General features: G+C 55.0%; 9 protein-coding genes. 2 read left to right on the top strand and 7 right to left on the bottom strand.

Features of this window, described 5'->3' with window-relative positions:
* Nucleotides 1–62: 62 nt before the first annotated feature.
* Entirely contained in the window at nucleotides 63–1,766 is a 1,704-nt protein-coding gene (locus tag MKY12_RS05905) for an ABC transporter substrate-binding protein (protein WP_339313179.1), read from the bottom strand.
* 141 nt (nucleotides 1,767–1,907) lie between these two features.
* On the opposite strand from MKY12_RS05905, the gene MKY12_RS05900 reads away from it, so the two are divergent.
* Nucleotides 1,908–2,768, top strand: a complete 861-nt coding sequence (locus tag MKY12_RS05900; protein WP_339313178.1) for a helix-turn-helix domain-containing protein — start codon at nucleotides 1,908–1,910, stop codon at nucleotides 2,766–2,768.
* Nucleotides 2,769–2,843: 75 nt separating this feature from the next.
* Here MKY12_RS05900 and MKY12_RS05895 read toward each other — a convergent pair whose 3' ends face one another.
* The 4 genes from MKY12_RS05895 to MKY12_RS05880 all read right to left on the bottom strand — a co-directional run bounded on the left by MKY12_RS05895 (nucleotide 2,844) and on the right by MKY12_RS05880 (nucleotide 7,932).
* The gene (locus tag MKY12_RS05895) at nucleotides 2,844–4,367 is read right to left on the bottom strand and encodes a glycoside hydrolase family 43 protein (protein WP_339313177.1); all 1,524 of its coding nucleotides are present in this window, start codon (nucleotides 4,365–4,367) and stop codon (nucleotides 2,844–2,846) included.
* 147 nt (nucleotides 4,368–4,514) lie between these two features.
* Nucleotides 4,515–5,180: a serine/threonine protein kinase gene (locus MKY12_RS05890; RefSeq protein WP_339313176.1), complete on the bottom strand. Its 666-nt coding sequence runs from the start codon at nucleotides 5,178–5,180 to the stop codon at nucleotides 4,515–4,517.
* 180 nt (nucleotides 5,181–5,360) lie between these two features.
* Entirely contained in the window at nucleotides 5,361–6,398 is a 1,038-nt protein-coding gene (locus tag MKY12_RS05885; RefSeq protein ID WP_339313175.1) for a Gfo/Idh/MocA family oxidoreductase, read from the bottom strand.
* A gap of 1 nt (nucleotide 6,399) precedes the next feature.
* Nucleotides 6,400–7,932, bottom strand: a complete 1,533-nt coding sequence (locus tag MKY12_RS05880; RefSeq protein ID WP_339254615.1) for a DUF5605 domain-containing protein — start codon at nucleotides 7,930–7,932, stop codon at nucleotides 6,400–6,402.
* A 317-nt stretch (nucleotides 7,933–8,249) separates the two neighbouring features.
* On the opposite strand from MKY12_RS05880, the gene MKY12_RS05875 reads away from it, so the two are divergent.
* On the top strand, nucleotides 8,250–9,287 hold the full coding sequence (locus tag MKY12_RS05875; RefSeq protein WP_339257343.1) for a LacI family DNA-binding transcriptional regulator: 1,038 nt from the start codon (nucleotides 8,250–8,252) through the stop codon (nucleotides 9,285–9,287).
* 128 nt (nucleotides 9,288–9,415) lie between these two features.
* Here the strand turns inward: MKY12_RS05875 and MKY12_RS05870 are convergent, their stop codons facing one another.
* Both MKY12_RS05870 and MKY12_RS05865 read right to left on the bottom strand, forming a co-directional pair.
* Nucleotides 9,416–15,124: a HAMP domain-containing protein gene (locus tag MKY12_RS05870; protein WP_339254613.1), complete on the bottom strand. Its 5,709-nt coding sequence runs from the start codon at nucleotides 15,122–15,124 to the stop codon at nucleotides 9,416–9,418.
* Nucleotides 15,125–15,128: 4 nt separating this feature from the next.
* Nucleotides 15,129–16,358 (bottom strand): ATP-binding protein, encoded by a 1,230-nt coding sequence (locus tag MKY12_RS05865; protein ID WP_339254611.1) that lies wholly within the window; start codon nucleotides 16,356–16,358, stop codon nucleotides 15,129–15,131.
* Nucleotides 16,359–16,442: the final 84 nt, after the last annotated feature.

Below are 16,442 nucleotides of genomic sequence, written 5' to 3'. Positions count from 1 at the left end.
CCGCAGAAATGCCCTTTTTGAATCTCTCTGAATATCTCTGCCGCGTAAGCTAAGCAGCTCTGCTATTCAATCTCCTTCCCGGTAAACAGCGAGACTCTCGCTTTAACCAGCTCCGTATATTCCTTCTCCATTTTCTCTGCACCCGCTTTATTCAGCTCCGCAATGAAATCGTCGTAGATTTTATCGAAATCGGCTGTGCGGGAGAGAATGGCTTCGGGAATCCTTTTATGGACGATATCCTGCGTCTTTTGATAGATTACCTGATAATCCCCATCTGTCGGCACCGGCATATTGTACAGCGCGCCCCATTCCTTGACCGGGAATTCATCCTCCGCCGGGAACAGGTCTTTCCAGGTTGTTGCGTTATACGCAGCCAGACTCGCCTTCTCCGCATCCGAATATTCGGCCAGAATCTGTTCCGGGAAGTTCGTAGTATAGTACTTACCTGTAGAATCCTTCACACCGTCCCCGTAGCGGACTCCCAGCGTGGAATACAATCCCACCCCTGTCGCCTTGGTGAAACTTGCTGCATCGTTGACCTTCTGATCGAGAATGTCGGCAGGGATGACGCGCTTCCCGTTCTCCACATTATAATGCTTGCCTTCGATCCCCCAGTTTCTCAGCACCTGGCCTTCTTCCGAGGAGAGCCAGTCCAGGAATTTAATTGCGCGGACCGGATCTTTACAAGCCGTGGTGATACTGATCCCGTAGCCGTCCACTCCGACAGACTGCATGGCGTGATCCTTGTACTCCTCACTCAGCGTAACCGGGAAGTGGGCGTACGTATATTCGTCTTTGCCCGCAGCCTTCAGGGCGTTCTCCGCATCCTGATACTCCCATTCTACTGAGGTGAGCCCCAGCACCCGGCCGCTGGAGATTTTGGATTTGTACTGGTCATCCTTTTGAACAAAGGATTCCTTGTCGAGCAGCCCTTCATTGTACATATGGTTCAGCCAGCGGAAGTACTCCTTCTCTTCAGGCTTCTTATAATGCAGCATCGTCTCGTACGTCTCTGGGTTCACATAATATTCGCCGTCATTGGTTCCTCCGGTGGTGATATCGCCCTGGTTGGTCACCGTAATCATGATCTTCCAGCCGTCAGCATTGACGGTCAGCGGTATGGTCGGCTGCCCGTCCGTCGTTGGATGCTTAGCCACATACGCCTTGAGGACATTCTCGAAATCCTTTACCGTCCGGACTACGGGATATCCAAGCTCTTTCAATACGCGGTGCTGAATCTGAAATCCGTTCGTCGCATCGAAGCTCTGTTGATCAATGCCGACATTCGTCGGGATCGAATAGATTGCCTGATTATCCTTGCTGTATTTCATCCGGTTCATGTTCCCATCCATGACTTTCTTTATATTCGGAGCATATTTATCAATCAGCTCGGTCAGGTCGATAATGGCTTCGGCATCCACCAGCTTGCCCAGCTCCCCCTTGGCATAGATCATATCAGGATACTCTCCGCTGGCTGCCATCATTGAGATTTTGTCCTGTCCCCCTCCGCTGCCCACATCATATTCCGCGTTCAGGGTAACACCTGTTTTGGCAACAATCTCCTTGCCGATATCATCCTCCATCCTGTTCCAATTCGGACTGGCATCGGCGCCGAAGAAGGTAAACGTTACGGGAGCTGTATCATTTGCGCTGTTATTTCCGTTCGTTGTATTCTTTGTGTTATTTCCGGCACTGCTGCTGTTGCTGCAGCCTGCCGAAATGAGCAGCATACTTGCCAGCAGACCCATCCCTAATCTTCTTGGCATTTGTTTTTTCATCCGTCTCATCCCCTTTGGTTGAATGCGTTTACAGTTATATTTTAGCGTCACCTTTGGCGGATAACCTTGATTTTCAAGTCGCAGACTAGCATTATATAGACAAATACGTATTTCTGAGGTGGGAGCTTTGTGAGCAATGTATATTTGAACTGGTTCACGACTGACGAGCATTTTCCTTTCTTTATCCAATATGGCGGGCACGAAGAAGACACCTCCCTCCATCAGCATGCAGACTTCTCCGAGCTTGTCATTGTGCTGAACGGACATGCTGCGCATATCGTCAACGACGAAGAGGCTTTTATCAAGAAAGGCAATGTATTCGTGATTAACGGCGGCACTCCCCATGCCTATAAGGACCCTTATGATTTCAGAATTTGCAACATTATGTACAAATCAGGCATGCTTAAGCTGGCTGGACCGGACTTAAGAACGCTGAACGGCTACCAGGCGCTGTTTGTCTTAGAACCCTTTTACCGCAGCATTAACGCCTATAAAAGCAAAATGAACCTCCCCATCGTCAGCCTGGAGGCTGTCTCATCGCTTGTGGCCAACATGATTACCGAATATGAACAGAAGCAGCACGGCTATCAGACCATGCTCGCCTCCAAATTCATGGAGCTGGTCGTGTATCTGTCCAGACATTATGACATTCAGGAAAAGGGCGTGGACAACAGCCTGATGCACCTCGCCAGTGCCATCTCCTATATTGAGGATCACTATCATGAACCGGTTACTCTTGATGCCATTGCCGCCAAATCGGATATTTCCGTCCGTCATTTGAACAGGATATTCCAGGCGTATTATCTGACTACACCGATTGCTTATATTCAGCGTCTCCGGCTGGAACATGCATGCTCACTGCTCAAGCAAACCAGACACCCTATTACAGACATCTCCTATAGGTGCGGGTTTAATGACAGTAACTACTTCGCCCGTCTCTTCAAAAAAACGTACGGCAAGTCCCCGAAGGCCTACCGCAATCAGCAGTAGTTGTGCAGCAGCCAGGTCCATACGTCGTTTAACGCAAAAAAGAGCAGCATGTCCCAAGGAAATGCTGCTCACACCTTATACCGCCGGCTGATCCAGCGGCTCATAATCGAACCAGTCATACGCTGCCGGAGCGCCCTGTCCCGTCACGGACGTTGCATACATGGCAACGAATACCCCGGTGAACCCTCCTGAGATTTCGGTGCTGAGATAATGTGTCTCTCCAGCCCCCAGCTCGATCACCCCGGAATCCGGTGCCTCAACCGAGGCTTCTATGCTGCCGGGCAGCGCCTTGATTCTCAGGATGACCGGCCCGTCAGGACACTCCTCCACATGCTCCACCCGGAGTGAACCGACCGTCCGCCGGAACACGGCGGCTCTCCGCCCGCTGACAGAGCGGATCACCAGCTCATAATGATGCTTCTCGTTCTTGTACACTGCAATTCCGGCTTCTTCCCCTTCATGCTGCGGCTCATAATCCAGCTCTGCTGCTATATTGGCCGTGAAGTGGCTGAGGCGGCGGCCCGCAAAGGCAGGTGCGGCGGCTTCATTCAGCGTAGCCTCGTGGCCATGCAGAACGAGATGGCCCGGCCGTTCTTCAAGCGACCAGCTTCCTTCTGCCGGATTACGCAGAAAAGTCCAGTCCAGCCCCAGCCGGGTATCATCGAAATGGTCTCTTACGGGCTTCGCCGGCCAGCGGACTTCCGGCAGCAGCGGCGAGTCCATAACCGGCTCGATGTGGCCGCCGTTCCCGATAACCGGCCAACCCTCGGATGTCCAGGTTACGGGAGCCAGGAAGCTCTCTCTGCCCAGATGATGGCCCATCGGATAGGAGACCGGACGGATGCCTAAGCACACCGCCCACCAGCTCCCGTCCTGCGCCTCAACCAGATCGGCATGGCCTGTAGCTTGTATGCTGATTGCCGTACTGCGGTTGGACAGAATCGGATTATGGGGACAAGCAGCATACGGGCCATAAGGCTGGCGGCTTCTGGCGATGGTCTCCATATGCCCATACTCCGTTCCGCCTTCGGCGATCATCAGATAATACCAGCTGTTCTTCCGGTACAGATGCGGAGCCTCGGGATGAGCGCCGCCCGTTCCTGTCCAGATCAGCACGCTCCCGGTCAGCATTTCCCCGGTCGCGATATCAATCTCGCACTGGTAGATCCCGTTCCCCTGTCCGCCGTCCATGGCGGACTGGAAATATACGCGCCCGTCCTCATCGAAGTACAGGGAAGGATCAATTCCGCTCTGCGCAACCAGATAGGGCTCCGACCAGGGGCCTTCCGGATGCTGTGTTTTGACGAAGAAATTGCCCATCCCGCTTACATTCGTGGTCACCATATAGAACCAGCCGTTATGGTAACGGAGGGTCGGCGCGAATATTCCGCCTGAGCTCCACGAATTCTCCAGCGGCAGCTGTTCTACCGTTGTAAGGCAATGGCCGATCTGACGCCAGTGGACAAGATCCCTGCTGTGAAAGACTGGTACTCCCGGATAATATTCGAATGTGCTGGTTACCAGATAATAATCATCCCCTACCCTGCAGATGCTGGGATCGGGATGGAAACCGGATATGATGGGATTGGTATAGTGCATGAAGCCGCGCTCCTGTCCATTTTCAATTGAATTCTAGGTTCTATATCGATTATATCTGGAATCGCTCTGCCAAACCTTCACTTTCAAGTCACGGGAATAGCAAAATCCAGACATGGCCGCGCTTAGTTCCGTGCAGATGTTATATAGTTACCTTTTCAAATCATTGAAGCCGCTCCGCCTCTGCTTCCGCCGACGCCATAACCGGTACCCTCTGCGGACCGTCTCCAGAATCAGACGCGGAACCGGAAATACCCGGCGGGAAGCCACGGGCCGGTACAACCGGTAATACAACCTCTTGAAGTCCTCCCACATGCTGCAGTCGTCATCCTTCAGGAAATCCGAGACATCTACAATCAGTCCCCGTCCGTCCCGGAGCATCACATTCTTGGCATGGATATCATGCGGGCGCAGTCCCCGGGATCTCGCATACTGAAGCGCGTTGTCGATGTCTTCAATAGCCTGTCCGGTAATGAGAATGCCGCGTTGCATGGAATCGTAGAAGGTGACTCCGCCCAGCCTTTTGAGGACCAGGAAATCCGCTCCGGCATAATAGCACTCCGAGAAGGCCGGATGCTGTCCAAGGCGGCAGTACACTTCTGCTTCTTCCTCAATGCCCGGCCTGCCCGGCGCGTAGATCTTCACTGCGAATTCCTCGGCTCCCTGCCGGCAGAAGACAGCCGCATAATTTCCGGTTCCGAGCACACTCCAGGGCTTTGGTACACCGCTGACCTTCACCGGCTCCAGCGGATTCACGCTCTCTATATTAACCTGACCCAGCAGCTCGCCCGTGATCTGCTCCAGCAGCTTGTCCATCCTTCTCACCCCGCAGCTTAAGTTCAGTAATGACTCTATCCACCCAGTGTACGCTATTCCCCGGCGATCAGCCAATCTTGCCGGTAAGCATGGCGAAGAACCGGACAACAGCTCTCCGGCTCTTCGTATAATCAACGGTATCAGGTACAATCGCCAATAGTGGACCCCGCCCCCTTAGAGCTATGCCAAATGAATGACCTCATGCTCCTCCGCACTTCGGTAGGTTCCGAATACAAGCTCCAGCGTCTTCAGATTATCTTCGCCGCTCGTCTGGAATTCCTCCCCAGTGTTCAGGCATTCAATGAAATGCGACTGCAGCCGGTAATGACTCTCTTCAAAATCAAGGCCGTTATCCTCCGAAATCGCTGTCTCTAGCCCGTTATTATCAATCAGGCTGAGCCTGCCGCTGCTGTACAGCTTGATCGTTGCCTGATCGCCTTCGATAATCAACTGCTCCTTATGGTCCGGCAGCACCGGCAGGGTTAGCGGGCCGGGCAGATTCTGCCGGGTGGCCCAGCTCATATCCATCAGGCCCATATAGTCCTCATAGCCGAGGGTAATCAGCCCGGCATCCTCTCCGGCAATATAAGGGCTTACCTTCCGGGTCTCCGCATATAGCCGCTTAGGCTCCCCGAACAGAAAGCGCCATGTATCATACCAGTGAACCCCCATCTCATAGAACAGCAGCTTCGGCATCTCCCGGAAGAACGGCTGCGGAAGCTCATTCTCCGGGGCAAACCGCGGTGAATAATAATCCGTGTGGATATAGCGGATCATCTGGAGCCGTCCTGCCACTCCCTCATCCAGCAGCTTGCGGATGGCCTGAATCGGCTGCAGCCAGCGCCAGTTCTCTGTAACCATCAGCCGGACGCCCGCAGCACGGGCCGTTTCCACCATCTCACAGGCTTCCTCCATGGAGCGGGCAAACGGCTTTTGGCACAGGATATGCTTCCCGGCCCGTGCGGCCAGTCCGACCAGCTCAGGATGAGTATCCGGCGCGGTAACAATATCTATAATATCCAGCTCCGCAGAAGACAGCATGTCTTCCAGTGTAGAGTACAGCATGTCCCCGGGAATCCCGTATGCCTCCCCCTTACTGTGCAGCTTAACCGAATCCAGGTCGCACAGGCCTTGAATCTGAACGCCGGGGATACGCTGCCATGCCTGCAAATGCTTGTCCGACCAATACCCGGCACCCACAACACCAATCTTCCACATCCTATTTAACCTCCAAGTCATGCTCATCGTGCAGGCGCGTCATTCTCACCGCCATATATGTCCGTCCCGGCAGATCGACCCTGAAGGTTCCCTGATAGCTGCCCGCAAGCTCATCCACCGTCATGTTCCAGGTATCCAGCAGCTCCACCTTATAGCGGAACTCCGGGTTCATCGTGAACTGGCGGAACTTCGGCCGGTTGAATCCGAAATAATAGAGAACATATTCATCCTCCACCCCGGCTCTGGGCAGATCCCACTCCGAAGGCAGCGGGTTCAGACCCTCAGAAGGCCCTTCTTCCAGCACGCAGCGCAGAAAAGCAATCCGTTCAGGGCTCGTGCCATACAGCCGGCCGCCCTTGGCCCACCAGAGCTTATCTTCCGGGTGCAGATAGGTTTCCCCATGTCCGACATACCCTCCACGGACCGCGCCTTCCCAGAAACGGCGGACCATCTCTTCCCCGGTAATATTCCCCCAGCCATGCTCGACATTACCCTCGTAGGCACATTCATCGATCACGACAGGCTTATTCCAGCGCCGTCTCCATTCATCCGTATGCTCAGAGGTCTTGTAAGCATCCACACGCTGAATGCTGCAATGCGTAACCCAGGGCTGGTTGAAATCATAGAAGGCAATGCCATTATGATTAGAGATCAGGTGCCCGTAAGGATCATAAGACGTTACAATATGCGCGTACCTCTCCCAGTCGGCCAGCACCTTGTTTCTCATAAAATCATATTCATTGGCCAGCGACCACCAGATATGGCGGTACGCCGAGAGCCTGGCTACAAGATACCGGAGATAGCGGTCATCCGCCTCCTTGCCCATATCTGCGAAGCCCCAACGGTCATACGGATGGAATAGGATCAGGTCGGCCTCGATGCCCAGCTCGCCAAGGTCTGCAATCCGCTCCTCCAGATGCCGGAAGAACGCCGGGTTGAACCGGCTGTAATCCCAGCCTGCTCGGGCCGAGCCTTCATAGGGATAGTACTCCGGTTCATTCTCGTTATAGGAGTAGGATTTCGGGAACACGCACATTCTTATTTTGTTAAAAGAAGACGCTTTCAGCGTATCCAGCGTCTGGCGCTCCATCTCCTCCCCCTGATGGGTCCAGGCGTAGCAGGTCGTGCCGACAGGAAGATAGGGCGTTCCGTCCGCATAGGCAAAATGAAAGGTATTCCGCACCCGGACCGGACCGTGATTCCCGCCTGCCGCAGCCGTGCATTCCAGTTCCCCTTCAAGCTCATGCAGCGCAGGCTCATTACTGCTGGTCCGGAACGTCCACTTCCCCTGCTGCTCCGGCATGAAGCGGATGCGGTATACCCCGTCTCCATCATAGAAGCCCAGAACAAGAACCGAACGTTCTCCCATCGAAAATTCCGCCTGCAGCGCTACCTCCGTAAACGGATTGCCCCCGGCAGGGCCTCCGTGCAATACAATTTCACATACGCCCCACTGTGAAGTCTGGTCAGGCACCGATACGGAGACCCTCCCCTGAAATGCTTCAGCCCGCCCTGCTTCCTTCGGATTAGCCATAAATCCTGCTCCCTTCTGTATGAATCCTAAGATATACAAATAGCAACATCAAACTAAACAATAACTAAACAAAACTAATATCACTAACTATAAATTTATTATAAAGCAATCCTACAACACCTTCACGCCATCGTCAACGTTCTTATTTAAGCTAAAAACCAGCTTATTCAACTATTATATTAACCTCGATGATATGACAAATTAACTAAACATAACTAAACAAAAATACAATTTACGCTTCATTGCTAAAATTGGCGCCTTCCCTTACACTAAACATACTTAAGCTACGATGCTGAATGGAGGTCTTGTCATTGAATATGGAGGAGCTTGCCCGGCTGGCCGGGGTCTCCAAAGGGGCCGTCTCGCTGGCGCTGAACGGAAAGCCGGGGGTCGGGCCGGAGACACGCGGGCGAATCCTGCGCCTGGCGGAGACCTACGGATACACCGGCAGGGGAAGAGCAGCGGCCGCCGAAGCGAACGCCACCACCCTGCGGTTCCTGGTGTTCACCAATGCCGGGCTGGTTCATGAGGAGTATTATCAGCAGCCCTTCTTCCGGGAGCTGATTCATCATATCGAGGAACGCTGCCGGATGGGGGGCTACAGTCTGATGTTCTCAGCGCTTGAAGAGAAGAACTATGAGCAGGGCATTCAATCAGTGATGGAGGAGCCCACCAGCGGTGTGATTCTGCTCGGGACCAGCCTGGATGCGGCCAGAATAACCGATATTGCGGACAAGCTGCCCGGCTTGATCGTGCTGGACACCTGCTTCGATGCGCTGCCTGTCCATTTTGTCGAGATCAACAATTATATGGGGGCTTATCAGGCAGGCACCTATCTGACCGGCCACGGGCACCGGAGAATCGGTTATATCGCATCCGAGGAGCGGATTCATAACTTCGGGGAACGGCAGCGCGGGTTCATGGACGCCATGGCGGAGGCGCGGGTGGAGATTCCCCGGAGCAGCCTGCTGGCGGTGCCGCCGACTTTATTTTCCTCCCAGGGACCTTTACGGGACAAGCTGCAGCAGCTCAGGGACAGCGGCCAGCCTTTTCCCACCGCCTTCTTCTGTGAATGTGACTACATCGCCATCAGCGCGATCAAGGCGCTCAGCGAGTTGGGCTTCTCCGTCCCGAAGGATGTATCCGTCATCGGCTTCGATAATATCAATGAATCGCAGATTGTAGCCCCGGAGCTGACCACGGTTCATGTAGAGAAAGAACGGATGGCCGCATGGGCAGTGGATCTGTTCACCGCTTCTCTTCACCGGCAGTCCGCAGTCAGCACCAAGGTCAAAGTCGACACCCTCTTGATCGAGAGAGCTTCCTGCCGGCGGCTCGAACCCTCTACGGATTAATAAGCTACACTCACAGCCTATTTGCAAAAAAAACAGGAGCCAGCCCTAACCGCATCATCGCGGCTAAGGGGTTGGCTCCTGTTCCTGTTCCATGCACCTGTTTCAGGGTCCGTACTAATCGTCCTGCTCTATTCGTCCAGCCAGGTACGCATCATCGATAACAGCTGTCCGCTGTTCACCGGCTTGGTAATATAATCCGAGCAGCCTGCTTCCAGGCACAGCTCCCGGTCCCCTTTCATCGCCTTGGCAGTAAGCGCAAGAATCGGGAGGTCCCTCCACTCCGGCTTCTCCCGGATCGCCCGGGTTGTCTCGTAGCCGTCCATTCCCGGCATCATGATGTCCATCAGGACAATTCCGATATCCGGCGTCTGCTCCAGCAGCGTGATCGCATCCTGGCCGTTCTCCGCAGGGATCACCTTCATCTGATGGCGCTCCAGAATGGAGGTAAGCGCAAAGATGTTGCGGATATCATCATCCACGACAAGCACCTTTTTATACTCGATCATCTCATCCGATTGATACAGCTTCACCAGCTTGTCTCTGGAGAGCGGCGGCAGATCCTCTGCCTTGCGGTGCAGGGCGAGGGTGGATTCATCAATCAGCTGGGCATCCGATTTCACCTCTTTGAGCACCGCCATCTTGGCCAGCTCATCCCATTCGGTTTCTTCCTCCGGCGTCAGCTTCCGGTTCATCTGCACCAGCACGGGGATTCTTTTGTTCCTGGCGTTCTTGTACATCTCCCGGAGGAAGCGGATCAGATTCATGTCTGCCAGGCTGCTGTCCAGCACGATCGCATCGAACGTCTTGCTGTTCAACTGGTTCAAGGCTTTGCGCCCGGTCTCTACGGCGGTGAGTGTAAGATCCGGATTGTCCAGCAGCTCGGCTATATGCTTGCGCTCCTGTTCATCCTGGACGGCGACCAGCAGATTAGCCGTGGTGTGATCCGCGAACCGGTTCAGCCGGTCCAGCGCATTCTCCAGCTCCTCATTGGTCACGGGCTTGCGGAAGTAGTCGTAAGCCCCCTTCTGCAGCAGCTGCACCTCGTCTTCATCCACGGTCATTACGCAGACCGGAATATGCCGCACCCCGATATCGTTCTTGAGCTGCTGAAGCACCAGCCAGCCGTCCGTATCTCCGCCAAGATGCAGATCCAGCGTGATGGCCGACGGCTGGTATTTCTGAACCAGCTCCAGGACATCCCAGCCGCTGGTGGCGATAACCGCTTTGATTCCTTTTTTGTGGAGCATCCCCAGAATGATCTCGTTGAACTTCTGGTCATCCTCAACGATCAGGAACACCCGGTCTCCCGGTTCAATCCCATCGCGGTCATCCGCGAAGGGCTCCTCTTCCGGCTTGACAAGGCTGCTTCTGCGTTTGGCCGGGGTAATGTCAATGACCTCCGGAACATGAGCCTTCGGAGGCTCATGTTCAGTGAATTCCGCATCTGTCGGCAGGTACAGGTTAAATACGCTTCCCTTGCCCACTTCGCTGTACAGGCTAATCTCTCCGCCGAGCATCTCGGCGATCTCGCGGGAGATGGCAAGCCCGAGACCCGTTCCGCCGTATTCCCGGTTCGTACTGCCGTCCGCCTGCTGGAACGCTTCGAAGATAATCTGCTGCTTCTCCGCCGGAATGCCGATTCCCGTATCACTTACCGAGAAGCAGATTACGGTGGTGGCCCGCTCAAGCGACTCCTTATCCGGGTGCCACCCGTCAGCCGCTTTGCGGATCTGCAGCATAATCTGCCCCTGCTCGGTGAATTTGAAGGCGTTCGACAGCAGGTTCTTCAGGATTTGCAGCAGACGCTTGGAATCCGTGGCGATGCTGGCCGGTACACCGGGATCAATCTTGATCCGGTAGTCGAGCTTCTTAGCATCCACCATATGGCGGAAAGTACGGTCCAGCCCGTCCGTCAGCTCCGCCAGCGAGACTTCGCTGAAATCCGGCGTGATCGTGCCGGATTCGATTTTGGACAGATCGAGGATATCATTAATCAGGTTCAGCAGTTCCAGCCCGGAATCCTGAATTGTCTTGGCGAACTTCACCTGCAGCTCATGCAGATTCTCATCCGGATTCTCGGCCAGCTGTTCTGCCAGAAGCAGCAAGGAATTGAGCGGCGTGCGCAGCTCATGGGACATGTTAGCCAGGAATTCGGATTTGTACTTGGAGGTAAGGGCAAGCTGCTCCGCCTTCTCCTCCAGGTAACGCTTGGCCACCTCCACCTCATGGTTCTTGCTCTCCACCTCCGCCTTCTGGAGTACGAGCAGCTTCGCCTTATCCTCCAGCTCGTCATTCGTGCTCCGCAGCTCCAGCTGCTGCTTCTGCAGCTCCTCGGTGAGCGATTGGGACTGGATCAGCAGCTCCTCCGTACGCTGGTTCGCCTGCATCGTGTTGATTACACTGCCGATGGATTCCGTAAGCTGATCCAGGAAGGCGATGTCGATATCGCTATAAGGCCGGAAGGTCGCCAGCTCCAGAATCGCCAGCACCTGATCCTCGAAGATGATCGGCAGCAGAATGATATTAAGCGGCGTTGCTTCGCCCAGCGCGGACGAGATCATCACATAGTCGCCCGGAACATTGGTCAGCAGAATCCGTTGCTTCTCAATCAGGCACTGGCCGACCAGCCCCTGCCCCGCCCGGAATTCATTCGCCAGATGCTTGCGGTTCTGATAAGCATAGCTGGCGAACAGCTTCAGCACCGCTTCCCCGCCCGAGGGTTCATTAATGTAGAAGACGCCATGCTGCATCGATACCAGCGGAGCCAGCTCGGACAGGATCATCCGGCTGACCGCATACAGATCGCGCTGCCCCTGGAGCATCCGCGAGAACTTGGCCAGATTGGTCTTCAGCCAGTCCTGCTCGGTGTTGATGCGGGTCGTCTCCTTCAGATTACGGATCATCTCGTTAATGTTATCCTTGAGCGTGGCAACCTCCCCGGAGGCGGACACATCAATCGCCCGTGACAGATCGCCGTTGGTCACTGCGGTAGCCACATTGGTGATGGCCCGCACCTGTGTGGTCAGCGTACTCGCCATGTAATTGACGTTGTCCGTCAGATCACGCCAGGTACCCGCGGCCCCCGGCACACTGGCCTGACCGCCCAGCTTCCCTTCGGCTCCAACCTCGCGGGCCACGGTAGTGACCTGATCAGCGAAGGTGGCCAGCGTCTCGATCATGTTATTAATCGTATCCGTCAGCTCGGCAATCTCGCCCTTGGCCTCCACCGTCAGCTTCTGCTTCAGGTTACCGTTTGCCACTGCCGTCACGACCTTGGCGATTCCCCGCACCTGATCGGTCAGATTGGTAGCCATAATATTCACGTTGTCGGTCAGATCCTTCCAGATGCCCCCGACACCGCGCACCTGGGCTTGTCCGCCCAGCTTACCGTCCGTGCCGACCTCGCTCGCTACACGCGTTACCTCAGAGGCGAACGAATTCAGCTGATCCACCATCGTATTGATCGTGTTCTTCAGCTCAAGCAATTCGCCTTTGACATCCACCGTAATCTTCTTGGACAGATCCCCGTTCGCTACCGCCGTGGTTACACCGGCAATATTGCGCATCTGAATCGTCAGGTTGCTCGCCATGAAGTTGACGGTATCGGTCAGATCCTTCCAGGTGCCGGACACATCCTTCACCTCGGCCTGCGCGCCCAGCTTGCCGTCCGTACCCACCTCGCGCGCTACACGCGTCACCTCGGAGGCGAAGATGGAGAGCTGATCCACCATCGTGTTGATCGTATTTTTCAGCTCCAGAATCTCGCCCTTGACGTCTACGGTGATCTTCTTGGACAGATCGCCCTTGGCTACCGCCGTGGTCACATCTGCAATATTACGCACCTGGTCCGTCAGATTGCGGGCCATGTTATTTACGCCTTCGGTCAAGTCCTTCCAGGTGCCGCCGACCCCCTTCACCTGCGCCTGGCCGCCGAGCTTGCCGTCTGTACCGACCTCGCGCGCTACACGCGTCACCTCGGAGGAGAACATGGAGAGCTGGTCGACCATCGTATTGATCGTATTCTTCAGCTCCAGAATTTCGCCTTGCACATCCGCAGTGATTTTCTTGGACAGGTCCCCGTTCGCCACCGCTGTCGTTACGACCGCGATGTTACGCACCTGATTCGTCAGGTTGGACGCCATATAGTTCACGCTCTCGGTCAAATCGCGCCAGGTCCCGGCTACGCCCTTCACCTGCGCCTGTCCGCCCAGCATGCCTTCAGTGCCGACCTCACGCGCCACGCGCGTCACCTCGGAGGCGAAGATCGACAGCTGCTCCACCATGGTGTTAATGGTGTTCTTCAGCTCCAGAATCTCGCCGGTCGCATTCACCGTAATCTGCTTCGACAGATCCCCCTTCGCCACGGCAGTTGTCACTTCAGCGATATTGCGCACCTGATCCGTCAGCGTACCCGCCATGAAGTTCACGCTGTCGGTCAGATCCTTCCAGGTTCCGGAGACTCCCTTCACATCGGCCTGTCCGCCGAGAATTCCTTCTGTAGATACCTCGCGCGCCACACGCGTGACCTCGGAGGCGAAATTGCTGAGCTGGTCCACCATGATGTTAATGGTGCTTTTCAGCTCCAGAATCTCGCCCTTCGCATCGACGGTAATCGTCTTCGACAGGTCGCCCTTGGCTACCGCCGTGGTCACTTCCGCGATATTGCGCACCTGATTCGTTAAGTTGGACGCCATATAGTTGACGCTTTCGGTCAAATCCCGCCAGGTGCCGGACACGCCCTTCACATCAGCCTGCCCGCCGAGAATCCCTTCCGTACCCACCTCACGCGCCATCCGGGTCACCTCGGAAGCAAAGGTCGATAACTGATCCACCATGATGTTGATCGTGTTCTTCAGCTCCAGAATTTCGCCCTGCACATCAGCGGTAATCTTCTTCGACAGATCGCCGTTGGCCACCGCCGTGGTCACCACCGCGATGTTCCGTACTTGATTCGTAAGGTTGGACGCCATATAGTTGACGCTCTCGGTCAAATCCCGCCAGGTGCCGGAGACATCCTTCACATCGGCCTGTCCGCCGAGCTTGCCTTCGGTCCCGACCTCGCGCGCCACCCGGGTCACCTCAGAGGCGAACATGGAGAGCTGGTCCACCATTGTGTTGATCGTATTCTTCAGCTCCATGATTTCGCCGCGCGCGTTGACCGTAATCTGCTTCGACAGATCGCCGTTTGCTACCGCCGTTGTCACCGCTGCGATGTTGCGCACCTGATCCGTAAGATTCGTCGCCATGTAATTGACGCTGTCGGTCAGATCCTTCCAGGTGCCGGAGACCCCCTTCACATCAGCCTGTCCGCCCAAAATACCTTCGGTACCCACCTCACGCGCTACACGTGTAACCTCGGAGGCGAACGTGCTGAGCTGATTGACCATCATATTGATATTGCTTGCCGTTCGCTGGAACTCGCCCGTAAGCGGCCGTCCTTCAATCGCCAGCTCCACCTGCTGGGACAGATCGCCCTTGGCTACGGCATTAATGACCCGGACCATCTCGCTGGTCGGCTGAATCAGGTCAATCACCAGTCCGTTCAAGGAATCGGTCACCGTCTCCCAGGACCCGCCCAGATTCTTTTGCACGAACCGTCTGGACAGGTTCCCTTCCTTGCCGACCACTCTGGCCACCGTCTGAACCTCGTTCACCAGGCTCTCCTGAATCTCCATAATCTCGTTGAACGTATCCGCTACCTTACCGGCGATTCCCGTCCGGTCATACGGCATCCGGTGGGAGAAATTGCCCTTCTTCATCGCCATCAAGGCGCTCAGCAGTTCACCGGCGTCTATTCCATCGCCCTGGTTTTCTTTGATTTGGTTGTCATCGCTCATAGTATCAACCCTGCCCCTTATTCAGCACGTATTTTTGCTCCAATCCAAGATGCTCACGAACGACAATTGTAAAAACAAACGTAGCCCCGGGCTCCTCCGATGGCTCTACCCGGATGCTTCCGCCCATCAGCTCCACCAGAGCTTTGCTGATCGATAAACCAAGCCCCGTGCCTTCGAACCTGCGTGTGGTAGAGGCATCGAGCTGGGAGAAGGGCTGGAACAGCTCGCCGATTTTATCCGGGGGAATCCCGATTCCTGTGTCTCTGATTGTGAATTCAAGTGTAAGCTTCTCTGCCAGTCCCTCCAGCTTGTTAACCATTATGTATACACTGCCTGCATGGGTGAACTTCACGGCATTGCCTACGAGATTATTCAGCACCTGGCGAAGGCGGTTCACATCTCCCACCAGATCAGGCGGCACAGCAGGATCAATCTCCACCACCATATCGAGCTTCCGCTCACGGGTCCTCGCGGTGAACAGGGCAACCGTCTCGCTCAGGCAGTCTTGCAGGGAGAACGGCGCCTCTTCCACCACCAGCTTCCCGGATTCCAGCTTGGAATAATCGAGAATGGGATTGATCACCGACAGAAGGGCATTACTGCTTGTATGGATAATCCCCGCCATCTCACAATATTCCTCCGGCAGATCCGAGGCCAGCAGCAGATCAGACATCCCGATGATCCCGTTCAGCGGCGTGCGGATTTCATGGCTCATCATCGCCAGGAATTCAGATTTCACCTTGGAGGCAACTTCTGCCGCTTCCTTCGCTTCCCGAAGCTCCTGATTCGTCTTCTCCAGCTGCCGCGCCTGCTGCTTCAGCATTTCGCTCTGGAGCTGCAGCGTCTTATTCGCTTCATACATGCTGACATAGCCCTCAATCTTGGACTTGAACAGCTGCGGGACGAAGGGCTTCGTCATGTAATCCATCGCACCCACAGAGTAACCTGCGAAGATATCCTCCATCGTCGTACTGTTAGCGGACATGAAAATAATCGGCACCACATGATTCTTCTCCCGGGTACGGATAAGGCGCGCCGTCTCCAGCCCGTCCATATCCGGCATTTGCACATCCATCACAATGACGGCGAATTCCTCCTCCAGCAGACAACGTAAAGCTTCAATCCCGGAATAGGCCCGAAACAACCGGTAAGGCTCTCCGCGGAGAACGGCCTCAAGGGCAAGCAGGTTCTCGGGATGATCGTCTACAAGCAGGATATTGACTGGAAAATCCATGAGAACCCTCGCTTTCCAGGTTGTAGCATGCCTTGCGTTTATATTTCGAAAATATAGCTTATATACCCAAAATTTCAAATAACG

It is taken from the genome of Paenibacillus sp. FSL M7-0896 (assembly GCF_037975415.1).
Classification (GTDB): Bacteria; Bacillota; Bacilli; order Paenibacillales; family Paenibacillaceae; genus Paenibacillus_AQ; species Paenibacillus_AQ silagei.
This window is presented reverse-complemented; position numbering and strand designations above follow the sequence as displayed.